The organism is Marinobacter sp. F3R08, assembly GCF_018860425.1.
In the GTDB taxonomy this organism is placed as follows: Bacteria; Pseudomonadota; Gammaproteobacteria; order Pseudomonadales; family Oleiphilaceae; genus Marinobacter.
Window position 1 is genome coordinate 200,484 of the sequence record NZ_JAHKPI010000020.1, and the last position, 22,774, is coordinate 223,257.

Below are 22,774 nucleotides of genomic sequence, written 5' to 3' on the forward strand. Positions count from 1 at the left end.
CCTGAGGTATCCATAAAATGGAAGGCGATGTCTCAAAATTACGGTCTACCGCATCTTTATGGAAAGCCCTACCTTTTATTAACACCTAACGACATTGAGCGCAAAAACTCTCCATTCTTCGCCTGCAGGACTCCAATGATGAACACTAACTTCCCAACCCATGCTGCTCCGATCAAACTGTACCGACATCCAAAGTCCGGCCACTGCCATCGGGTTGAGCTCATGATGGCGCTGCTTGACCTTCCTTACGAGGTCATAGACATCGATGTCGCCAATGCGGCACACAAGGAACCTCCGTTTTTAGCCATTAGCCCGTTTGGACAGATCCCCGCCATCGACGACAACGGCTTCACGCTAGCGGACTCGAACGCCATTCTGATCTACCTGGTGAAATCCTACTCCACGGATGACACCTGGCTACCCGATAGTCCCGCATCCGCCGCTGAAGTCCAGCGCTGGCTGTCAGTGGCCGCCGGAGAAATCGCTTATGGCCCCTGCGCTGCGCGACTGGCGGTGGTATTCAATGCAACACTGGATCATGAGGCTGCCAAGGCTGCATCGCATCGGTTGTTTGCAGTCATGGAGCAAACTCTGGCAAGCCGGGACTTCCTCAGCGGATCGGCCATGACACTTGCCGATGTGGCCGGCTACAGTTATACCGCCCATGCACCAGAGGGTAGTGTGAGCCTGGACGATTACCCATCAATCCGGGCATGGCTGAAAAAAATCGAGAGCCAGGACCGTTTCGTTGGCATGGCCCGTACCCCGCTCCCTGAAAACGCCTGACCGAGGAAGGCCCCATGTCACAGGTTCCCAGTGTCTTTCATGCCGGTGAGCGTGCCGTACAGACGCATGCCGATGTGTCGGGTGAGTGGCTGAAGCAGGCGGAGAGCTTTGTGCGCCCCGAGATGCCTCAGCAGCACCGTGACTTCTTTGAGAATCTGCCAATGCTGTTTATGGGGCTGCTCGATCAAACCGGTCGTCCATGGTGCGTTCCTGCTTTCGGACCACCGGGCTTCCTGGCCTCTCCGACTGCGAATACGCTTGCCGTGAAACGGGCCCCGGTTCTTTCAAACGAACTCGGCCTGGATCGGTCGCCCGGCGCCAGCATTGGCATGGTTGGCATTGATCTGACCAACCGACGCCGCAACCGGGTTAACGGTCGGATACAACATTCCACGACTGACGCGATGACCATCGTGGTTGATCAGAGCTTCGGGAACTGCCCGCAATACATTCAAACCCGCTCCCTACCCCTTACCCGGGGCAAACTCCCGGCGGCAACGCGTCAGCGCGCTGACATCAGTGATCCGAAGGTTCGCCGGATTATCGAGTCTGCCGACACCTTTTTTATCGCCTCCCGCGCAGCCGGTGCACTTGACGGAGGGAGTGCTGGAATCGATGCATCGCACCGGGGCGGTCGGCCGGGATTTCTCGGCATCAACGACGACGGCGCGCTCTCCTTTCCCGACTTCTCCGGCAATCGCTTTTTCAACACACTGGGCAACATTGAGAGTGATGGACGAGTCAGCTTGTTCGTGCCGGACTTCAAAACGGGGGAGGCAATAATATTGACCGGACAAGGGACCATCGACTGGAGTTCCGACCGCGTCAGGTTGTTCGAGGGCGCAGAACGTATCGTTGACGTGGTGCCAGAGGAGATGTGGTACGCCACCGAGGCGGTGCCCGCCAACGCGACTGTTTCCGAGCAATGGCCTGGTCTCAATACCACAGGGATCTGGAACGAAGCGTATCTGGCGGCTCTCAAAACAGGTGGTTACCGGCGTTTCCAGATCGACTCGAAACTCAGAGAGAGCGACACCATCACCTCGTTTTATCTGACGCCTGCCGACGGTGGCCCGATTGAGCCGCATGCGGCGGGCCAGTTCCTGCCAATAAAGCTTCAGCACAAAGGCCAGCAGATTCAGCGCAGTTACACGATCTCGCAAGGGCCCAACGGGAAGGACTATCGCCTCTCGATCAAGCGTGAGGACGATGGTCTGGCCTCCAGTCTCCTGCACGATCGATTCGACAATGGAGATGTCATCGAGGTCGGCACACCTGCGGGCGACTTTGTTCTGGATGAGGGTACCCAGCCGGTCGTCATGCTCTCCGGCGGCGTCGGTATCACACCGATGATGGCCATGCTCGACGCACAGATAACGGCCTTCCAAGACGGCGCGCCTGAGCGCACGGTTTACTTTATCCATGCCACCCAGAACAGTGCCAGTCAGGTGTTCCGGGACGAACTCCAGGCAATGGCCCGCCGATACGACTGGCTTCACCTGTTCACTGCATACAGCGCACCAAGGCAGGAAGACAAACTCGGGGATACACACGACATCGAGTCGCGGCTCAACATGGATGCTCTCGTCAGGTTTCTCCCGTTTGGCGGCTACCAGTTTTACTTGTGCGGTCCTGAGAGCTTTATGAGGTCACTGTATTCGGGGTTACGCGGAATCGGGGTCGACCGCTCGCATATCCATTATGAGTTCTTCGGCGCCGGCGAACTTGATCAACCGGAGAAGGCCATTCCGACAGCCAGACTTCCTGAACGTGCAAACATCATTTTCTCCAGATCCGGCGTCGGGGCAGAATGGGTCAATGACAGTGGTACGCTCCTGGAAACCGCCGAGGCCGCTGGCCTGACGCCGAGCTACAACTGCCGCTCGGGCAAATGCGGCACCTGCGCGACCCGGCTGATTTCCGGAAATGTGCATTACCCGCGCCAACCGATGATCACTCCCGCCAAAGGCGAGGTGCTGACCTGTTGCGCTGTCCCGTCAGAGGATCAGATCGTCATCGATCTGTGAAGCCGGCCCGTCGCGCCTAATCCACGGCGCGACGGGCAATCAGTGCAAGCGGGCCACCACCGGGCGGCCCCTGATGCTCAGCGCCACCAGACACATAGATCATCGGGTTGCTCGTCGCTGCGGCCAGCACCGCACCGACCACAGAGCGGGCGTGACGGGTGTGATTGATATCCGAATCGTCCAACATGGTGTTGCGATAGCCCCGAACACGGCCGCTGGGATCGGCCTCGGCTTTTGCAAGTATCTGAACAATGTCGAACCCTTCGGGTGCAAGCGCCCTGGCGCTCTGAGACGCTCGCTCAAGCACGCCTGCATCCAGCGCATCAGCCATAACATCGTGACATATAAACAGGTCACCCTCAGCCGCAGGGGAGTTACCCAGTACAACCACCTCACAACAATCCAGTTCTGCACCCGCGGACGCAGAAGCAACCGCAGAGTAACTCTGAAAATCCGTGCAATTGAGCCCGGCAGCGGCGGCCGCATCTGCGAACCCGTTTTCGCCAAGGCCTATCGCAATGCCAAGTGCCGATGCCCCCCGGGAATAGGCCATGGATTTATAGGTTTCGGTGGTAATGGTGCTCCCCTCCGTGTCTGAAAGGTCAGAAGACACCAGCAACGGGCATTTTACCTGAACAAAATGAACATCTGCCGGGTCAACAATGCCGGCGTCCGCCATAGCGGCTCTGGTTGCCTCGGATACCAGACGAATCTGTTCCTCGCGGCCCAAGGCCGACGGGGTGATCACAGGCGTTCTTGCAACACCGGCAGCAAAGGCTTTTTTACCGTCCGTTCGACGATAATCCGCCGATGCCTTGCCCGTGCGGCTCACTACCGTCAGGTGAGGACTCAGAACACCTTCCGTCCCCCCTGACATAACCATGGAAATGGTCGCTGCCCGCTCATTACCGAGATACTCCCGGAACAACGCCTTCAGTTCACTCGACATGTAAGCCCGGGTGAAATCATTCACGCAACCGTTGCCTTCGGTCTTGCCAAGTATGGCAATAACCTCACTGGCCAGGATGTCGCCGTTGTCGAGGGCGATCCGGAGCGCACTCACATCCCCGGGATGATCAATCGGGATAGTATGGATATGGCAATGCATCAGTCAGCTCCTTCCTGCTGCCAAAAGATAAAACGGCGATCGATCGCCTCAAGAATCCAGAAAAAAGCCAGCCCGATAAAGGCTGCAGCAAAAATAGCGGAGAACATGATGTCGGTATCCAGATGGTAAGACGATACCAACACCACGTAGCCCAACCCGGCGTTTGCCCCCACAAACTCACCAACAATCGCTCCGACTACCGCCAGCGAGCTGGAGATTTTCAGGGCCGACATGACATACGGCAGACTGGCCGGCAGACGTAGCTTCCAGAATATTTCCTGCCGGCTGGCCTGATAGGTCCGGAAAAGCTCATCACTCTCGGCGTCGATGGATCGCAAGCCTTTTACACTGTTAATCAACACAGGGAAGAAGCAGATCAGGGCTGACGCTGCAATTTTTGACGCCATGCCGGTGCCCAGCCAAACCACCAGCAAGGGCGCCAGTGCCACCAAAGGTGTTGTTTTCAGGGCAATGGCCACGGGGAAAAGGCCTAGCTCCACAGGCCGGAAATGCACAAACATGACGGCAACAAAAAAGCCGGCAATGTTCGCAATCAAAAAGCCCCACAAAGTCTCCTGGAGCGTTACCCATGTATGGTGCAACAAGGCCGAATCCATCGCATCCAGCACATCAGACGGCGCCGGCAGCATGTAGGCCGGGATGTCGAAAGCATCGACGGACACTTCCCAGGCAACAAGCAGCAGGCTGATAAACACCAACGGGTACAACAGTGCGTCGTAACGCTTGAGAATCTCCAGGGGCCGGCGTTTGGATACATCAGTCATCACTATGCAGCTCCCGTCGCAGCCTGGCGATTGTCTGTTGGTACAGCGGCGTTTCCTCAATGCTGACAAAACCGGCGCTTCGTGGCTTCGGCAGCGGCACATCAATAATGGTCCGTATTCCCGCAGGACGGCTGCTCAGCACCACCACCCGATCGGACAGACTGACCGCTTCGTGCAGCGAATGAGTAACCATGACAATGCTCTTGAGTCCGTTTGCCCGGTTCTCCCAGAGTCTGAGCAGTTCAAGATTCAGGGTGTCTCGGGTCATCTCGTCGAGCGCCCCGAACGGCTCATCCATCAACAGCAATTCCGGTTCAGCCGCCAGTGTCCGGGCAAGTGCGACGCGCTGCTGCATACCCCCGGACAGCTGTTTCGGGTAATAGTTGGCGTAATCCAGCAATCCGACCAGTTCAAGAGCGGTTTCAGCCTTGCCCCTGCGAAGGCTCTGGGGCGTTTTTTGCGGCCCCAGAGAGAGACTCAGCTCTACGTTTGCCCGAATGGTCAGCCAGGGCATGAGAACCGGCTTCTGAAATGCCATGCCACGGCGCGGCTTAACCTTCGGGAACGTCACCTGCCCCCCATCGCCCCTGGCTCCCGCATCCGGCTTGAGTAGTTCAAGCATCAGCCTGAGCGTGGTGGACTTCCCGCAGCCGCTCGGCCCGATAATCGATACGAACTCACCCTGCCTGATATCCAGGTCAATATTGCGCAATATGTGCGTATCGTTCAGGGTGAGGCTGCAGTTCTTCAGGGTCAGGAGCGGATCTCCCGACAGGGCGTCACCGCCAGGAGAGTCCGCCGAAGCATGAAGCGCGTTCGGTTGCATTATTCAGCCTGTTCCAGGAATTCGTTTGTGTAGACATCTCCAAGTTCCTGTTTCTCGTCCAGGAACCCCAGGGATAGCAATTGCTCCTGTAGATCCTGCCATGCCATTTCGGTCATATTGCCCAGCGGGGGCTGTTCAGGAGCAAGCAGAGGTATACTGGCTTTCATCATTGCCAGCTCGTGCTCAAAGTTCAGTCGGTCGCTGTATTCGAGACCAAAACGGGCCGCTTCTTCCGGATTCTCCAGGGCATAGGCCCAGCCTCGGAAGCTGGCACGCACAAACGCCTGCACCACTGCCGGATCGGACTCCATGAGGTCATTACGGGTAAACAGCGTATCGGCGTAGAAGTTGATGCCGTAGTCTTCGGGGGAGATAACATTCACGTCATGCCCCTTCTCCTCCACTGAGATAACCTCATTAATGACATAGCCAGGCCACGCCTGAACCTGACCGTTCAACAAAGGGCTGAGATCGTATTTAACCGGGATCTCTCTTATCGCCGTCTTATTCAGACCGGCAGCCTGGACCATCGCCCGATAGGTCAACTCCTCATTGCCTCCGAGCTTTACACCCACGAGCTTTCCTTGCAGGTCTTCAAGCGTTTCGATACCCGAGTCCGCCAGTGCGAACAAGGCAAACGGTGTTTTCCGGTAGACAGCTCCTACGGCTTGAATCGGTACGCCTTTTTCTCTGGCGAGCAAGATCTGATCGGCACCGGTGATACCGAAATCTTCACTGCCGGATGCAACCATTTGCACAGCGGGAAAGTCGACACCGCCAGGACGAATCTCGACATTGAGCCCGGCCTCTTCATAAAAGCCCTTCTCCTTCGCAGCATAGAATCCGGCGAACTGAGCTTGATGCACCCATTTCAGCCGGAGTGTCACGTCTTTCAGATCGCTTGCAGCGGCTGTCTGTGAAACCACTGTAAAAAGAACTGTCAGCCACATCATCAGGATCGGCCTTACTACGCCTGCGTTCATTCGGTCGTTTTTCATGTCTGCCTCTCATATGCAACGGGAATACCGTGAATCAACACCACAATAGAGATCGACCAGTGAGCTTGACAAGCGATGTTTTAAGCTCATAGTGATGCTCAAAAGGCATCACTATGCCAGGCGCCGAACCCAAGGCGCCCTGCCCGGTAACCATCCACACAAAGAGACCTCCAGCGTGCAGCACACCCGTTACCTTCACTACGTTGACGAAGTGGCCAGAGCCGGCTCAATCCGCAAAGCGGCAGAGCGCCTGAACATCGTCTCTTCAGCGGTTAACCGACGAATCCTGGACATCGAACGTGAAGTGGGCGCACAGCTTTTCGAGCGCCTGCCACGAGGTGTCCGGCTGACGTCTGCAGGGGAAATATTCGTCGTCTATGCCCGCAGCCAGATGGCGGAAACTGAACGAATGAGGTCGGAAATTGAAGCCCTGAACGGGCTCCGGCGAGGTGAAGTGAGGCTGGCGGTGATTGAAGCTGCGAGCGCAGACTTTCTTCCACGTCTGATCGCAGACTTTCAATGCAGATACCCGAAGGTTGCCTTTAGAACAACCGTATGCGGCAGGGAAGAGGTGATGCAGCGGGTGTTGAACTTTGAAGCCGATCTCGGGCTGGCACTGAACCCACCAGCGGAAGCCAAGTTCAGGCCCCTGATGGTTGTAGAGCAGCGGGTCAGAGCCCTGGTAGCTGCCGATCATCCCCTCACCCAGCAGGAGTCGGTCAGAGTTCTGGACTGCCTGGACTACCCGGTAGCCCTTCCCGCCCCCTCGCTGGGGGGGCGGGTGCTGCTGAACACTTTTCTCGCCAATTCATCGATTAATATCGAACCCGCTCTTGAGTCGAACTCATACGAAATGATGCGAAACTTCGCCAGACTGGCCGGCGGCGTCTGCTTTCAGGTTGATATCGGCATTTCACCGCGAAGTGAGAACAGTGACCTGTCGCAGTCAAACGACCTCGTCGCGTTACCGCTAACCGACCGCCGGCTGCCAGTGGGAAAGCTTGTTATGGGAATGCATCATGATCGCGCTCTGCCCGTAGCCGCCGCAAAATTCGCACAGGAAATGGAGCTGGCTCTGTCGGAATTTTAAAAAGTACTCTTCGGAGCTGTCCGGATTTCGCGGGCCAGGCTAGCCCCCAACAGCAGCCGACAACGCTACCAGTCCAATGCACCCTATCGCAGCTGCCGCAAACTTACGGATCTTCAACAACGCTACCGAGCCGTTGCGCAGCGCCAGGCCACCTAAAATAAAGGCCGTCCCCGCAATGACCATCTGAATCAGACTCAGGCCCAAAAGGTATGTACCTAAGGGTGCGGGCTCTGCTCCGATAATAGATTCACCGTAGGCAAGGCCGTGAAAAACCGCCGCCAATGAGCCGGCCACCCCTGCGACTTTCAGATGTTCCGGGGTACGTAGCAGAAAAACCCCGACCACTATAACGGAGAGCGCCACAAGGAACTCCACGTACGGTAGAGACACTCCGCTCCACTGCAGGGCGGCACCCACTGCTGTTGCTGCCACCAGAGTCATTGGAAACAGGAGCGAGCGAAGTTGAGCAAAAGCGCTCAGCAAACCGATGGCGACGATAAAGGCAAGGTGATCCATGCCGATAATTGGGTGCCCTAGTCCGGATAGCAGTCCTTGCCAGAGCGTCGATGGCGTCTCCCCGCCCATGGGGTGGTGAGCGGAAGCAAAGCCCGAGAACGCAAGTAACGCAAATCCAGCGGCTACAGTGATACTGCGATTATGCTTTAGCGAAAGGAGTTTCATCTTTGCATCTCCGATGGTTTCGCGTTCGGATTATCCATTTGACTGGATACCTGAGGCATCGCCGACAGAAACTTCACTGAGTCAGAGATCGTCGATAAATAACCACTTTCAACCTTCAATAGCTGAATGGCGATATTGTGGGTATTCTGATCCGGCTCTGCACAGCAGTCCTCCAGCACCAGCACGTTATAGCCCCGGTCAGAGGCCTCACGAACCGTAGAATTGACGCAAACCCCCGTGGTCACCCCGGTAATAATCAGGTTCTCAATCTTCCTGGTGCCAAGAATGTGATGCAAATCAGTGCCGTGAAACGACCCCGTCCCCGCCTTATCAACGACGATTTCATCATCTTCCGGTTGTAACTCGTCAATAAAGTCCCAGCCAATCTCCCCGCGAATCAACAACCGGCCGAGCGGCCCCTGACTGCCAATCTCTGCGCCGGCCAACGCTGTCTTCATACGCTTGCAACGGGGCAGATCGGAAAGGTTGGGGCGGTGCCCTTCCCGGGTATAGATAACCTCTATCCCCGCTTTCCAACACGCTTCGCGGACCGCCGCAATGCGTGGAATAATCGCCCGTGCCGGCCCCAGATCACCGCCACGGGTATGCATGTAGCCCGACGGGGCACAAAAATCCCGTTGCATATCAATAATCATCAATGCGGTTTTACCCGGCAGTAACGGACCTTCAATCGGAAAATCGTAAGGATCACCTGGGATAGTCATTTGACAGCCTCGGGTCGAATAATATGTTGGCCTTGCCGTTGATGCTCCTGCCGGTGGTGCGCCGCCTCAACGACCTCGGCTTCCCGCTTCATGAGCTGATCCGCCTGCCATAAGTTTTTTGCCTCCAGAAGACCCTGCAAGGCTTCCAGCCAGCAGCTGTAATAATCCTCATCGGTGGTGATGCATCCGTCTTTTTCTTGCTCACGAATCCGATCGATCAACGCTGTCTGGAATTGCTGCAAGGTGAAAAGCTGCTTGTTACTGGCCGCCAGCGTCATACCAAACAATCGCGCAGACCAGGGCGTATTAAAGGTCAGGTTTTCAAAACCTGTCTGGCGCAAGGCAGTTAAGAGTGTGTCTGATTGCATGTTAGTTTTCCTGACTGTTCAGCGTGATGTCGCGGGCAACCCCAATCATGTGATCACGGCTGATAAGATCAATCAGCTCGGCTTCGCTCAGCTGCTCTGTATTCTCAGGACGTTCAGGCATAACCAGATAGCGGATTTCGGAAACACTGTCCCAGACCCGGACTTCGATCTCGTCAGCCAAAACAACGCCCATCTCGGAAAGCACCTTGCGTGGTTCTCTGACCAGGCGTGAGCGGTAGGCACTGGATTTGTACCAAACTGGAGGCAGCCCCAGGATTGGCCACGGATAGCATGAGCAGAGGGTACAGACCACTACGTTGTGTACCGTTGATGTGTTCTCCACCACGTGCAGCAGTTCCGTCTCAGGACCGCCTATTCCAAGCTCTTCACAGGCCGCCAGCCCATCCGCCAACAACCGTTTCTTGAACTCCGGGTCGACCCAGGCACGGGCAATAACTCTGGCCCCGGTTTTTGGCCCCACATTTTCTTCATAGTGCTTAACGACCCGGTCGACATCATCCGATGACAACACATTGATTTCGTTCAGCAGGCTCTCGATGGCCTCCGTGCGAATGGCCTGCCAGGCCTTTTCCGGGTGCGCATGTTTATGACCCATGTCTAATCCTCCTGAATCGATTCCAAGTGATTTTCACTAAGGTCGATATAAACGTATGAATTGGGTTCGGCATATTCCTCGCCCCAGAGTGTTTGCGCATCAAAACGCACCGTATACACCGCCTGCAGGTTCTCACCGCGATAATGCGCACGGGTATCCGGAAAGACCCAGGCCTGAGCATTTACCCGAAAAACCTCTCCGGCTTTGCCTCGGGTATAATTGGTAACCCTGGTATGGCCCGGAGGGTGAATATTTCTCACCCGCACCCATTGCCCTTCCGAAAATTCCGGTTGAACGGTTTTTTCCTTACGCCATGCACCCCAAGGTACTTTATCGCCCTCGGCCAAAGGCCAGTTGCGACCGGCAGACTGGACCGGCGTAAACTGGCGCTTGTCGCTCGCAATTTCTTGAACGCGATGATCCACTTCTTCCCTGCTCAGAATATTGCGGCGTTCGAGAATCCGCTCCATGGCAAACATCCAGCGGCCGTAATAGGTATCCGAGAGATAGGCTTCCGTCGCCATCAGTTCAATTTCGTGACGATGTTCATCCAGGTTCCAGACGCCCAGGGTGTCAATAACCTGCGTCATGCAAAAGATTCGACTCCCCCAGCGACTGGTAAAAACCGGTTCATCCGGATCCACAGTCACCGCCCCAAAACCGTGGAGCCCTCCCATATCGTGAATACCGTTCATAACGCGCCCCCTAGAAGATGACTTCCTCTATTTTTTTCTGCAGGTTGAGATATTCTTTCGAGTAGCGATCCCGCATTTCCGGCCCTCTCGCGTCCGCATCCACAAGAACATTCGCCGGATTCCCGCCAAGGACCAGGACCCGGTCTCCCACAGTAATGGCCTCTTCAACATCATGAGTCACCATAACCATCGATATGTCGGTTTCTTCCTGCAGCGTATGAATCATCGAATGCATCCGCCGCTTCAGACTAATATCCAGGGCACTGAAAGGCTCATCCAGCAGCAACACTCTCGGGCGCGTTATCAGAGCACGGGCAATGGCTGTGCGTTGGCGCATGCCGCCTGACAGCTGATGGGGGTATGCCCGCGCAGCATCCGAAAGCCCAACGTTACTCAACATGTCAGCGACAGCTTTATCGAGATCCTCGGGTGCGTTTTTGCGAAACCGCAGACCAAACCGAACATTCCCCTTTACGGTCAGCCAGGGATAAAGGTTATTCTCCTGAAAGATCATAACGATGTCGGTTGTCGGTCCGGTCAGGAATTGCTTCTTGTAAAGCACCCCTCCGGTATCCTCTGGGATAACAAAGCCCCCAAGCGTTCTCAGCAACGTGCTCTTGCCACAGCCAGATGCGCCCAGAATCGTTGTTATCTCATTCGCACGTATGTCCAGATTCAGCCCTTGCAAAGGGCTGGGCACAGGGCCGGACTGCCCACGAAAATTCACAGTCAGGTCATCGAGCCTGAATACGGGCTCCTGACTCTCCGTTGCTACCGCCATCACACTCTCCACCAGAGAATCCGGTTTCCAATCAGCGCGAGGCTACGATCTACAACAAAGCCAGAGACTCCAATAACGAGCATTCCAAACATAATCAGTTCATTATTGAAGAGGTTACGGCCCATCATGATGATCGCGCCAAGCCCATCTCGAAGCCCAACCATTTCGGCTACCAATACGGCCATCCAGGCTGCTATGAAGTTTGTCCGAAGCAGAGTAAAAACACCCGGAAGAATGGCTGGCATCACCACGAACAGCCACTGCTGCCAACGACTAGCCCCCAGATTGCCCGCAACAATTCCATACTCTGCCGGCACTCGCCGGATCTCAGCGAGTGTGCCTATGGTCAGAATGAAGTAGACCCCCATAAAGACGATAAAGATCGCGGTGGCGTTGTTAATACCGAACACCACGATAGCAGTGGGTATCCAGGCGATAGGCGCAATGGGTGCCAGAAGATAGAGAAAAGGGCTGACACACCAGGTGGTGAACCGGGACAGGCTGATAGCTGCACCGGTGATGATTGCCGCAACAAAGGCCAATAACATGCCAGCAAACACCCGCCCGAATGTAGAGGATAAAGATTCCAGGAGTGTGGCGGACTGCGACCCCAGCCCTATCCGGAAATCACTCTCTATCACCATTGCCATAAACTGGCTGGGAGGCGGCAGCACGGTAGTCACCGGCAACTCGGCTACGCCTGCAATCTCCCATGCAGCGATGACACAGGCCACAGAAATCCCACCCACCACCCAAGGGGCCGCCTTGTCCCATGCCGGGGTAGACATTACTCCTGCTCCAGTTCTTTGATCATGGCTGTGCGGAATATGCTGTCAGCAGTTGTACCCGGCTTGATATAGCCCAGACCTTCAAGGTCATCCAATACTCTCTGTACAGACTCGATATCGGGATCGAAACTGATGGGTTCAGGTGCAGACTCGAATGCCTGTTCAAGTGCGCCTTCTGAAACACGGAAGTAGTTGCCATCCTCCAGATAGGTCAGAGCCGTCGGTAGGTCATTGTTGATGATATCAGCAGCGCAACGAAGGCCTCTCAGATAGCCTTCAACCAACTCCGGCCGTTCCTGCAGAGTGCTGTCCAGAACACTGACAACCGTATTAGGAGCCTTGGTAGCCCATGCTTCAGCATTATTGGTAATGACCGTGGCGCCGCGGCTAGCAACCATGTCTGAGGTGTAGGGCTTGATATGACTGAGAATATCCGTGTTGCCACTACGGAAAGATTCCACCATCGCCAGAAGATCATCAAAATACACAAACTCGAGTGCATCGGCATCCAACCCCATACGCTCCAGTTCAGCGACCAAAATCAGCTCCAGGGTGTCACCCTGCAATACTGCTGCTCGCAATCGAGGACCATCAGACTCGATATACTCACGAAGGTCTTCCATGGAATTTAGCCCCAGATCACCATCTGCAACTACCTCCATAACACCCCAGCCACCGGCTGCGCTGACAACCCGGATGGGCACACCACTATTGGCCGCGAAGAACGCCAGAGTGAAGGGATTGGTACTGAAATCGATAGCTCCGCCAGCAAGGGCAGCACTGTTATCCCCAGGGTTGGCAAAAAAACGGGTCTCCACTTCCAGACCATGCTTGGCAAAACAACCAGATTCTTTCGCTACAAACAATGGCGCCATATCGAGAGCAATCAGGTGTCCGGCGGTAACATGGGCAAGATCTTCAGCGGTGGCCGCCTGAGTGGCACTCAGAGTGATAATGCATGAAGCTGCAAGCGAAGTGATGGAACGTTTCATGACGAATCCTTTTCAGAGTCAGTGTCGGGGTGAACGAACATGTCACCATTTCGTTCATGACAACGATCCTAGGTATTCGCGGGGAACGCTAAAATAGCGGTGTTTCCATGTTTACTACGGTTTTCCTGAAGCAAGCCAGGGTTTCGCACCGAAACAGATCATCTCGCAATGTGACGGTGCACCTTGTGCTCTTTTTCAAGGCGACGAATGAAATTGGTAAGAACGGGAGATCTCTGCAGGTCATTTCTTCGCGTGACCAGGGAAACCTGTGAATAACGAATAAATTTATCAGGGAGAAGCCCCATCAGATCACCAGAAGCTATCCACCGCTGAGCATAATGGTAGGGCAGAAAACCAATGAACGGGCCATTCAGAATCATAAAAGCCGCGGATTCCACATTCGTTACCGCAGCGATCACACTGTTATCGTCGTCCCCAATAAATGGAAATTCCTGTTTTTGCATAAAGTTGCGAACAACTTTGGGCGCCGACGTAATTTCCTGGGCCAGCTTACGAGGATCTTTCAGGTTAGCAAGGGCGTTACTGCCGGAGCACACCAACACATCCCTCTCTTGATAAAGAGGGCGGTAATCCAGACTCTGCGAAGACTGATAAAAAATCCCAATGCCTATGTCCAGGTTCTGCTCCAACAATTCCCTCTCAATGTCCTGGGGCGAAAGCACCTGAATGGACAGTTCAATGGCGCTGTCTGGCTGGGAAAAAAGATCGCCAAGTGCTTTGTGGAGCGGGCAGTTTTTGTCAGTAACCAGATTATCAATTATTCCTATACGCACACTTTCAATAGTGCCCCGACGAAGCCCTTCGGCACTGGCTTCAAGTGCATAAACGGCTCCGAAGAATGCCAGTACATTCTGATGAAAAGCCTCACCTTTGGTGGTTAGCCGAAATCCACTCCGGCCGCGCTCACAAAGCACGAAACCAATCCTTGCCTCCAGCTGACTCATGTGCGAACTGATCGTGGAAGGGCTGACATTGAGCACTGTCTGGGCACTGGTAAAGCCACCAGCTTCAACGACCGCATGGAAAACTCGCAACAGCTTCAGGTCAATATCAGACAGATTCATGGCGGGTTACTGTAATTATTAAGTTATGGCACTTACGTACCAGCGTTTGCTACTTAACGTTTCCACAATTAACACGCATTATTCTAGACCAGAAGGGTGGGCAAAGCTGCAATTCCGAACAGGCCCACTGCCTTGGTGCCCGGAGTTCTGCCTGAGTCTCCCAAGCCCACAGAGTCCAGAGAGTCCAGAGAGTCCAGAGAGTCCAGAGAGCGATTTAGAATGAGAGCAAGCATGGCGTTGCACTGGCACTGACTATTGCGTGATTCTCTGTATTCTCGCCGCAACATCCTGCAACCGGGGCAAATAGACCGTCATCAGAGTTTTCATGTCCACCCTCGCCGCATTGGTGCTGATGTTAAGCGCGCCCAGCAACACATTGCTGCTCGTGTATACCGGCACCGCAACCGAACGCAGACCGGAATCCAGTTCCTGATCGACAATGGCAAAACCCTGTTGCCGAACGTTCAGTATTTCCTTTTTCATAGGCTCCTTGGCGCTGATGGCATTGGGCGTGGCGGGGTGCAGCTCGACACTCTCCAGAAAGCTGTCCAACTCCTTATCCGTCAGCTGACCAAGCAATACCCGGCCCATGGATGTATAGACAGCCGGCAACCGCGTACCGACCGACAGAGTAATGGCCATCAACCTGTGGCGGGCCGATGAGCGCACCACGTAAACCACGTCCTGGCCATCAAGCACCGCCAGTGACGAGGACTCCCCCAATTCCGCCGTAATCTCGCCCAGGTACTGCTCGATCACCGCGCGGTACTGGTTGGAAGCCTGATAGGCGTAACCCAGCTGCAGAACTTTGGGTGTCAGCTCAAACTGGCGCCCCACTCGCTTCACAAATCCAAGAGCGTGCAGCGTTAGAACGAAACGCCGGGCCTTGGCACGATCCATACCGGCACGCGCCGCAACTTCGCTCAACGTCATGCGCGGAGACTCACCATCGAAGGCTTGCAGCACTTCAAGCCCCGACGCCAGGGCACTTACAAAATCCCGGTCTCCGGGCTTAAGGCTAGGTTCATCCATTCTCGACCCTTTCAGTGTTTTCATCTGGGCGAATATCCTATCAGCATGTTCGCAGTGCGAACAACGGACCGACACCCTGCGCCTGGGCACATTTGGCCTTGACGATGTAAATCGAATCAAGCGATCATGTTCGCATATAAAACTTATGTTCAGATAGCGAACATCAACCACTATGAGGATCTCCGATGGCTGATTTTCTCTCTCTCCGTGAAGCGGTGAGCAAGCACATTCACGATGGTGACACCGTGGCGATGGAAGGGTTCACCCATCTGATTCCATTCGCCGCCGGACATGAGGTCATTCGGCAGAAAAAGCGTGATCTCACCTTGATCCGGATGACGCCAGATCTGGTCTACGACCAGATGATCGGGGCAGGCTGCGCGAAAAAACTTATCTTCTCATGGGGCGGCAACCCGGGGGTCGGCTCATTGCATCGTCTTCGTGATGCGTTGGAAAACGACTGGCCCAACAGTATCGAAATTCTCGAACACAGCCACGCAGCGATGGCCTGTGCCTACGATGCCGGCGCTGCGGGTCTGCCCTTCGCGGTGCTGCGCGGCTATATAGGTAGCGATCTGCCCAAGGTGAATGACCAGATCGAGTTCATCGACTGCCCATTTACCGGTGAGCGCCTGGCCGCAGTGCGCTCCGTCCGTCCGGATGTGGCCGTAATTCATGCCCAGCGCGCTGATCGCAACGGCAACGTACTGATCGAAGGCATTGTCGGTATTCAGAAGGAAGTGGTGCTGGCCGCCAGTCGCAGCATCGTCACCGTTGAGGAAATCGTCGATGACCTCAACGCCGGCGTGAATGCCTGTGTTCTTCCATCCTGGGCCATTACGGCAATTGCCGAGGCACCGAAGGGGGCCAGCCCATCCTACGCCCTGGGCTACTACGACCGCGACAACGCTTTTTACAAAGACTGGGACGGCATTGCCCGAGACCGGGAGGCCTTCCAGGCCTGGATGAAAGCCAACGTGTTTGAGAAAGGAGCTGCGTGATGAGCCTTGAATTTACGTCTTCAGAAATGATGAGCGTTACTGCTGCCCGCGCACTGACCAGCGAGATGACCTGCTTTGTTGGCATCGGCCTGCCCAGCGAAGCCGCAAACCTGGCGCGCCTGACACATGCGCCGGATATCACCCTGATCTATGAATCCGGAACCCTTCAGACCAGGCCCGATGTATTACCCCTGTCCATCGGCGACGGAGAGCTGTGTCAGTCAGCCCTGACCACCGTGTCTGTACCGGAGATGTTTCGCTATTGGCTCCAGGGCGGCCACATCAGTGTTGGCTTCCTGGGCACCGCCCAGATTGACCGCTACGCCAACCTGAACACCACACTGATTGGCGATTATCGGGCGCCCAAAGTCCGCCTGCCCGGAGGTGGCGGCGCACCGGAAATAGCCACCAACGCAAAAGAAGTGTTTATCACCCTGAAACACTCCAAACGCACCTTTGTGAAAGACGTAGACTTTCTTACGACGGTCGGCTTCGGTCGTGACGGCAAGGCCCGGGACAACGTTCCCAACATTGGTCGGGGACCAACCGTCGTCATCACCGACTTGTGCGTTCTCAAACCAGATCCGGAAACCAGAGAACTGGTCGTGCACCAGTTACATCCGGGTGTGACCCGTGAAGACGTGATCAACGCGACCGGCTGGGAAATCCGCTTCGCCGACGAACTCGGAACCACCCCTGCACCCACGGCAAAAGAGCTGGAAATCCTGCGCAGCCTGAAAGCACGCACCGATGCCCACCATGCCGGCCAACATTGAGGTTTATTATGACTGACGTATTTTTATGCCATCCCCGCCGCTCGGCCATCGGCCGCTTTGGCGGTACCCTGGCCAGTGTGCGCCCGGATGATCTGGCCGCTCAGATCTTCAAAGCGCTGCTGGCAGAGGCTCCCGGACTGGACCCGGCCGCCATCGACGAAGTCATCATGGGCTGCGCCAACCAGGCCGGAGAAGATAACCGCAATGTAGCGCGCATGTCAGCATTGCTCGCCGGACTACCTACCTCAGTACCAGGCACTACCATTAACCGGTTGTGTGGCTCCGGCATGGACGCAGTGGGCACGGCCTTTCGCGCCATTCGCAGTGGTGAAATGAATCTCGTACTGGCAGGTGGCGTCGAATCCATGTCACGGGCGCCCTATGTGATGGGTAAAGCCGACAGCGGCTTCTCCCGCAATCAGAAAATCGAGGACACCACCATCGGCTGGCGCTTTGTGAACCCGCTGATGAAGAAAGAATACGGTGTGGACTCCATGCCGGAAACCGCCGAGAACGTTGCCGAACAGTTCAAGGTGTCTCGCGAAGATCAGGATCTGTTCGCACTGCGCTCGCAGCAAAAGACCGCCAAAGCCCAGAGCGACGGTGTGTTTGCCGAAGAAATCGTGCCTGTTCTGATACCTCGTCGTAAACAGGAAGCGCTGGTATTCGACACTGACGAACATCCCCGCAGCACTACCCTCGACAAGCTCGCCGCACTGCCCACCCCGTTCCGCGAAGGCGGCAGCGTTACCGCTGGCAATGCGTCAGGAGTGAATGACGGTGCCGCCGCCATGTTCGTGGCCAGCGCCGACGCAGTGCAGCAACACAACCTCAAGCCTGTGGCGAAAGTGCTGGGCATGGCCACCGCTGGCGTTGAACCGCGCATCATGGGGATAGGCCCGGTACCGGCCACCCGCAAGTTGCTGGAAAAGCACGGCATCGGCATCCAGGACATTGATGTGATCGAGCTGAACGAAGCTTTCGCCGCCCAGGGGCTGGCCGTCCTGCGGGAGCTTGGCGTTGCCGACGACGATCCGCGGGTGAATCCGAATGGTGGCGCCATTGCCCTTGGGCACCCACTGGGCATGTCCGGCACACGCCTGATGATGACCGCCGCCTACCAGTTGCAGCGTACCGGTGGACGCTACGCTCTGTGCACCATGTGCATCGGAGTTGGTCAGGGAATTGCGACCCTGATCGAACGGGTATAAGCCCCAACGCAACGAGCCCCGGTAATACCGGGGCTCGTCAGTCATACACAGGGCGAGCTCGCCCCCTGCCTTTTCAGATCACGCCAACGTCATCACGCTAACGCATCTTCTTTCCGGGCCACCCAATAGCGACGAATCGCAAAAATCAGGGAAGCTACGGTAAGCAGGATGAACACCCAGGTAATCGGCCCCCGGAAGAAGATCGAAAGATCTCCCTTGCTGATGAGCATGGTCCGCCTGAGGTTGTCCTCAAACATAGGACCGAGAATAAACCCTATCAGGAAGGGTGCCGCGGCGATGCCCGTCCGGTTGAACACGAAACCGAGAACACCGAAAGCCAGCATCAGGCCAATATCAAAAGTGCTGTTATTGACCGCATAAGCCCCGTAAATACAGAACATCAGCACGATGGGTAACAGGATGGTTTTGGGAATATCGGCAATAAGAGAAAAGTAACGAATCGCCGCGTTGCCAACAAACACCAACACGAATGAGCTCACCATAATGCCGCAGAACAGCGCATAGACCAGCGTCAGGTTTTCCTGGAACAGAACCGGGCCGGGTGTGAGGCCATGAATCATGAAGGCTCCCAGAATGATAGCCGTGATCACATCGCCCGGAATACCCAGTGAAAGCAGCGGAATCAATGTCGCGCCGGCCACACCGTTGTTACCCGACTCGGCTGCTGCCACACCCTCCACTTCACCCTTCCCAAAGTTCGCTTTCCGGGGTGACGTTCGCTTGGCTTCGCTGTAGGAAATAAACGCTGCCGAGGTGGCTCCGGTGCCCGGGATCGCACCGATAATAACGCCGATAACGCTACCGCGGACAATCGTTTTCAACAGCCCCTTGAACTCTTTCCATGTCAGCGATGCCCCACTGACCGCGGTACGAATGTGCGGAGCGACCTTGGAAGTATAGAACTCAATCACTTCAGGAATGGCGAACAGGCCGATCAACAAAGGAATAAAGGAAACCCGGTCCATCAGGTTGTAGTTATCGAAAGTCAGTCGCTGGGTACCGTATACCGCATCCAGACCGATGGTGGAAACGATGATACCCAGACCAGCCGCAATCAAGCCTTTGACCACCGAACTACCCGATACCGAAACGATAATGGTCAGCGAGAAACAAATCAGCCAGAAATACTCGGGAGGCCCGAAGTTCAGCGCAATCTTCGCCAGATAAGACGCAAAGAAGATAAGAGCAACGTTGGATATCATATCCGCCACGACCGATGAATAGAGCGCCGTTTTCAAGGCCTTCTTGGCCTTGCCCTGCTGCGCCATGGGATAGCCGTCCAACAACGTACAGGCGGAAGCAGGAGAGCCCGGGGTACGGATCAGAATGGCCGTAATCGAGCCACCGTACATCCCGCCTTTATAGATACCAACCAGCAGCAGAATGGCAGTGACCGGCTCCATTGAAAACGTAAATGGTAACGCCAGAGCTACCGCCATGGTGGCCGTCAGCCCGGGAATAGCACCAACCACAACGCCAACCAGCACCCCAGCCGCAATGGCAAGAAAATTATCGACACTCAGAAAGAGGGCCAGTACTTCAGAAAAGTTTTCCATTATGAGCAACCCAAATACGTAATACCTGAGAACAGACGAACGCCATTATCGACGTGCGTTCCTGAGAATCAGGAGCGCGGTTCAGATCAGTGAGAGCGACTCCCAAAGCGTTCCAGGAGGAAGAGGAACGTTGAGCACATAAATAAACAGCAAAGTCACAACAGCGGGAAAAATAATTGCCAGGGCATACACCCAGATAGTGCGCAATCCGCTTGCCAGGAACAGCAGAACACTGGCCAGAACACCGCTGCCGATGGCACCGAGCTCCTCAAAAAACAGCACGTAGACAATACCGGCGGCGACCATGAGAACCTGGCGCATGATGGGAACACCGCGACGAAACTCATCCGTCTCACTGCGTTTTGGTGGTTTTATCAGGCCATCAATCATCAGCAGGAGAGACAGCGCCAACACCAGCCAACCCGCCAGCTGAGGCAGGAATCGCGGTGACAGCAGCGGGTGCTGCATGTAAGCAGGTATCTCGATGAACGCGGGGATTACGTAGAACAAAAAGCCCAATGCCAGAATAGAAAAAGTGCCCCCCAGAATCGAGTTCGGATTGCACCTGCCATAATGGGATTCACTGGCTGCGGCAAATTGCAGTTCAGACTTTTCCATGATTAGGCCCTGTATAACGATCTGTCTCAAAGAAAAAGGCGGGCTTACCGGTAGGTAAGCTCCGCCCCGAACGCAGCCTGGATCAACGTTTCAGATTTGCTTTCTCTGCAACGTCAGACCACTTCTGAACTTCGCCCTGAACAAACTGGCGGAAGTCGTCGCCCACAACGGTTCCGGCTTCTGCGCCAAACTGCGGCAGGAACTTCGTGAACTCTTCGCCGGCCATGACCTTATCCAGTGCCGCCTGAAGCTTGACCATCCCTTCTTCAGGAAACGACTTGTGCGCGATCAGACCAAACCAGGCAGACGTTTCATAGGTTTCAAGACCATAGCCTTTGCCCGCGTCCTGCATTGTTGGTACGTCTGGCAAGAACTCGGACGCACTCGGTGTGGTCACGGCCAACGCCTTGAGTTTGCCGGATTGAATATGGGGATAAACCGTTGGCATGTTCTCAAAAGCCACATCCACATCGCCGGACAGAAGGGCTGGAAGCGCCTCACCCGAGCCGCGGAAAGGCACGTGAACAAGCTGGGTCTGAGTCAGGTTCTTGAACAGCTCACCAGACATGTGAACCGAACTGCCGATACCCGGCGAACTGAACGACATTTCCTGCTTGCGGGCAGCCTCAACAAATTCAGCGACGGTGTTGTAGGGGCTATCACCCGGCACCACCATCACGTTTGGAATATTAATCACGTTGCGCACAAAGGCGAAGTCAGCCACCGGATCATAACGAAGGTTCGGATACAGGGAGGCGCCAATGGTATGACCGGGAGATGCCATCAACAGCATATGATCGGAACCACGCCCGCCGCGCGCCAGCTGGCCGGTCGCCACGGTAGATCCGGCACCTGGACGGTTCTCCACGACCACGGTCGTCAGCTCTTTTTGCAGCAGATCAGCAACCTTCCGAGACAGGAGATCCGTTGTACCACCTGCAGAATAGGGAACCACCAGACGTATGTTGTCCTCAGGCCATTCATCCGCCTGCACCAACCCACCACAGGACAGCGATACTGCCGTCAGGGCGTACAGGAACTTGTTTCTTACACGACTCTTCACGAATTTCAGCATTTTTATGGTTATCCTACTCAGCAAAGATAAATGTTCGTTTATCGAACTTATGTTCGCATATTGCGCGGGTACGTAATCTCACATATTCGCGAACAAGGTGCAAGATTTTTCCCCATACACATCCACCACCTTCAGCGAAAAAAGACGCGCAGCAGGACGAATGAAAGCAACGAGTGTCGCTAACCCCACCCCATCATTGAGATTTTCAGAGCAGAACACAGCACAGAGCCGAATCAGGAAAAGACGCCTTCAAGCGGCGCAGGAGGAAGGTAAACAGCCCCCTTTTCAACGGGGGCTAATGCATTCAGGTAAGCGTTCAGGGCAGTACTTCGGTGAGTTTTCGGGCAGCGTGCTGCATGATGGGTACATACTCACTGACAATGTGCTCCATCGAAACCGAGCTGACATGACTACTGGAGTTCAGCGCAAACCGGGCCGTACCACGACGATCAAACACCGGCACAGCCAGCGCCCTCATACCCAGCTCGAGTTCCTGATCCACAATCGCATAGCCATCAGAGCGAATCTTGCTCAACTCGGTTCTGAGCGCCTCCGGCCCCTTGGTGTAAGCGGTCAGTTGTTCAAACTGCGTTTTTTCCATGACATCTTCCAGCTCAGGGCTCTGCAGCGAAGCCATCAGAACCCGCCCTCCGGACGTGGCGTAAGCTGGTAAACGCGCTCCGATCTGAAGGTTCATCGGAATCAAACCACGACGGGGAATTCGGGCGACATAGACAATATCGACACCATCGAGCACCAGAGCGGAACAGGATTCACCCAACTGATAGGAGACCTCTTCCATGATCGGTGTAACGGTTTCCGAGAAATCCAGCGACGCCAGATACGAATAGCCAAGTTCCAGGACCTTGGCGGTCAGGCCAAACTTTTTATCATCCTGGGAAACATAGCCGAGCTTTTGCAACGTCAGCAGAAAACGACGCGCAGAAGCCCTCGAAAGGTTGTTTTTTTCCGCCACTGCCGACAAGGTCATCGATGGCGTATCGGTGTCAAAGGACCGTATAACATCGAGTCCGCGCGCAAATGTAGACAGGAATTCCTTGTCTGCACCGGCAGCATCTGATTTGTGGTGACTCATCCTGACTCATCCCCTCTTAATTAGCTCCAGCAACCGT

General features: G+C 55.3%; 24 protein-coding genes. 6 read left to right on the forward strand and 18 right to left on the reverse strand.

The features are described 5' to 3' along the window. Positions 1 to 135: 135 nt before the first annotated feature. Both KO499_RS13285 and KO499_RS13290 read left to right on the forward strand, forming a co-directional pair. The gene (locus tag KO499_RS13285; RefSeq protein ID WP_215984235.1) at positions 136 to 786 is read left to right on the forward strand and encodes a glutathione S-transferase family protein; all 651 of its coding nucleotides are present in this window, start codon (positions 136 to 138) and stop codon (positions 784 to 786) included. 14 nt (positions 787 to 800) lie between these two features. After that, the gene (locus KO499_RS13290) at positions 801 to 2,813 is read left to right on the forward strand and encodes a pyridoxamine 5'-phosphate oxidase family protein (RefSeq protein ID WP_215984236.1); all 2,013 of its coding nucleotides are present in this window, start codon (positions 801 to 803) and stop codon (positions 2,811 to 2,813) included. A 16-nt stretch (positions 2,814 to 2,829) separates the two neighbouring features. Here KO499_RS13290 and KO499_RS13295 read toward each other — a convergent pair whose 3' ends face one another. The 4 genes from KO499_RS13295 to KO499_RS13310 are packed head-to-tail and all read right to left on the reverse strand — an operon-like array spanning position 2,830 to position 6,530. Further along, on the reverse strand, positions 2,830 to 3,921 hold the full coding sequence (locus KO499_RS13295) for a ring-opening amidohydrolase (RefSeq protein WP_215984237.1): 1,092 nt from the start codon (positions 3,919 to 3,921) through the stop codon (positions 2,830 to 2,832). Beyond that, positions 3,921 to 4,706, reverse strand: a complete 786-nt coding sequence (locus KO499_RS13300) for an ABC transporter permease (protein ID WP_215984238.1) — start codon at positions 4,704 to 4,706, stop codon at positions 3,921 to 3,923. The genes KO499_RS13295 and KO499_RS13300 overlap by 1 nt, the downstream gene beginning before the upstream one ends. Then, positions 4,699 to 5,532, reverse strand: coding sequence for an ABC transporter ATP-binding protein (locus KO499_RS13305; RefSeq protein ID WP_215984239.1), 834 nt, complete (start codon positions 5,530 to 5,532; stop codon positions 4,699 to 4,701). Before KO499_RS13305 ends, KO499_RS13300 begins: the two co-directional genes overlap by 8 nt. After that, complete coding sequence (locus tag KO499_RS13310; protein ID WP_215984240.1) at positions 5,532 to 6,530, reverse strand: ABC transporter substrate-binding protein; 999 nt, start codon at positions 6,528 to 6,530, stop codon at positions 5,532 to 5,534. The genes KO499_RS13305 and KO499_RS13310 overlap by 1 nt, the downstream gene beginning before the upstream one ends. A gap of 175 nt (positions 6,531 to 6,705) precedes the next feature. On the opposite strand from KO499_RS13310, the gene KO499_RS13315 reads away from it, so the two are divergent. Beyond that, positions 6,706 to 7,620, forward strand: coding sequence for a LysR family transcriptional regulator (locus KO499_RS13315; protein ID WP_215984241.1), 915 nt, complete (start codon positions 6,706 to 6,708; stop codon positions 7,618 to 7,620). 39 nt (positions 7,621 to 7,659) lie between these two features. Here the strand turns inward: KO499_RS13315 and KO499_RS13320 are convergent, their stop codons facing one another. The 10 genes from KO499_RS13320 to KO499_RS13365 all read right to left on the reverse strand — a co-directional run bounded on the left by KO499_RS13320 (position 7,660) and on the right by KO499_RS13365 (position 15,407). Continuing rightward, positions 7,660 to 8,301, reverse strand: a complete 642-nt coding sequence (locus KO499_RS13320; RefSeq protein WP_215984242.1) for a HupE/UreJ family protein — start codon at positions 8,299 to 8,301, stop codon at positions 7,660 to 7,662. Further along, the gene (locus KO499_RS13325) at positions 8,298 to 9,026 is read right to left on the reverse strand and encodes a cysteine hydrolase family protein (protein ID WP_215984243.1); all 729 of its coding nucleotides are present in this window, start codon (positions 9,024 to 9,026) and stop codon (positions 8,298 to 8,300) included. Before KO499_RS13325 ends, KO499_RS13320 begins: the two co-directional genes overlap by 4 nt. Then, entirely contained in the window at positions 9,023 to 9,394 is a 372-nt protein-coding gene (locus KO499_RS13330) for a nitrile hydratase accessory protein (RefSeq protein ID WP_215984244.1), read from the reverse strand. Before KO499_RS13330 ends, KO499_RS13325 begins: the two co-directional genes overlap by 4 nt. Position 9,395: 1 nt before the next feature. Beyond that, a complete protein-coding gene (nthA, locus tag KO499_RS13335) occupies positions 9,396 to 10,010 on the reverse strand; it encodes a nitrile hydratase subunit alpha (protein ID WP_215984245.1) in 615 nt (204 codons plus the stop codon). Positions 10,011 to 10,012: 2 nt separating this feature from the next. Further along, a complete protein-coding gene (gene nthB / locus KO499_RS13340; RefSeq protein ID WP_215984246.1) occupies positions 10,013 to 10,705 on the reverse strand; it encodes a nitrile hydratase subunit beta in 693 nt (230 codons plus the stop codon). 10 nt (positions 10,706 to 10,715) lie between these two features. Continuing rightward, a complete protein-coding gene (locus tag KO499_RS13345; RefSeq protein WP_215984247.1) occupies positions 10,716 to 11,486 on the reverse strand; it encodes an ABC transporter ATP-binding protein in 771 nt (256 codons plus the stop codon). Continuing rightward, entirely contained in the window at positions 11,486 to 12,274 is a 789-nt protein-coding gene (locus KO499_RS13350; protein ID WP_215984248.1) for an ABC transporter permease, read from the reverse strand. Before KO499_RS13350 ends, KO499_RS13345 begins: the two co-directional genes overlap by 1 nt. After that, positions 12,274 to 13,266, reverse strand: a complete 993-nt coding sequence (locus KO499_RS13355) for an ABC transporter substrate-binding protein (protein WP_215984249.1) — start codon at positions 13,264 to 13,266, stop codon at positions 12,274 to 12,276. The genes KO499_RS13350 and KO499_RS13355 overlap by 1 nt, the downstream gene beginning before the upstream one ends. A gap of 158 nt (positions 13,267 to 13,424) precedes the next feature. After that, positions 13,425 to 14,351 (reverse strand): LysR family transcriptional regulator, encoded by a 927-nt coding sequence (locus tag KO499_RS13360; RefSeq protein ID WP_215984250.1) that lies wholly within the window; start codon positions 14,349 to 14,351, stop codon positions 13,425 to 13,427. Positions 14,352 to 14,603: 252 nt separating this feature from the next. Then, the gene (locus KO499_RS13365) at positions 14,604 to 15,407 is read right to left on the reverse strand and encodes an IclR family transcriptional regulator domain-containing protein (protein ID WP_228339951.1); all 804 of its coding nucleotides are present in this window, start codon (positions 15,405 to 15,407) and stop codon (positions 14,604 to 14,606) included. Between the two features lie 161 nt (positions 15,408 to 15,568). Between KO499_RS13365 and KO499_RS13370 the strand changes: the two genes are divergently transcribed. From KO499_RS13370 to pcaF, 3 genes are read left to right on the forward strand one after another with little or no spacing between them, the layout of a single operon-like run. Next, positions 15,569 to 16,384 carry a CoA transferase subunit A gene (locus KO499_RS13370; RefSeq protein ID WP_215984251.1) on the forward strand — a complete coding sequence of 272 codons (816 nt, stop codon included), beginning with the start codon at positions 15,569 to 15,571 and terminating at the stop codon, positions 16,382 to 16,384. Continuing rightward, positions 16,384 to 17,160: a CoA-transferase subunit beta gene (locus KO499_RS13375; RefSeq protein ID WP_215984252.1), complete on the forward strand. Its 777-nt coding sequence runs from the start codon at positions 16,384 to 16,386 to the stop codon at positions 17,158 to 17,160. The genes KO499_RS13370 and KO499_RS13375 overlap by 1 nt, the downstream gene beginning before the upstream one ends. An 8-nt stretch (positions 17,161 to 17,168) precedes the next feature. Beyond that, positions 17,169 to 18,371, forward strand: coding sequence for a 3-oxoadipyl-CoA thiolase (pcaF, locus tag KO499_RS13380; protein WP_215984253.1), 1,203 nt, complete (start codon positions 17,169 to 17,171; stop codon positions 18,369 to 18,371). Positions 18,372 to 18,463: 92 nt separating this feature from the next. Here pcaF and KO499_RS13385 read toward each other — a convergent pair whose 3' ends face one another. From KO499_RS13385 to KO499_RS13400, 4 genes are all read right to left on the reverse strand, one after another. Then, positions 18,464 to 19,948, reverse strand: coding sequence for a tripartite tricarboxylate transporter permease (locus tag KO499_RS13385; RefSeq protein WP_215984254.1), 1,485 nt, complete (start codon positions 19,946 to 19,948; stop codon positions 18,464 to 18,466). An 81-nt stretch (positions 19,949 to 20,029) separates the two neighbouring features. Continuing rightward, positions 20,030 to 20,566 carry a tripartite tricarboxylate transporter TctB family protein gene (locus KO499_RS13390; protein WP_215984255.1) on the reverse strand — a complete coding sequence of 179 codons (537 nt, stop codon included), beginning with the start codon at positions 20,564 to 20,566 and terminating at the stop codon, positions 20,030 to 20,032. An 82-nt stretch (positions 20,567 to 20,648) separates the two neighbouring features. Continuing rightward, positions 20,649 to 21,641 (reverse strand): Bug family tripartite tricarboxylate transporter substrate binding protein, encoded by a 993-nt coding sequence (locus KO499_RS13395; RefSeq protein WP_215984256.1) that lies wholly within the window; start codon positions 21,639 to 21,641, stop codon positions 20,649 to 20,651. 316 nt (positions 21,642 to 21,957) lie between these two features. Next, the gene (locus KO499_RS13400; RefSeq protein ID WP_215984257.1) at positions 21,958 to 22,737 is read right to left on the reverse strand and encodes an IclR family transcriptional regulator domain-containing protein; all 780 of its coding nucleotides are present in this window, start codon (positions 22,735 to 22,737) and stop codon (positions 21,958 to 21,960) included. Positions 22,738 to 22,774: the final 37 nt, after the last annotated feature.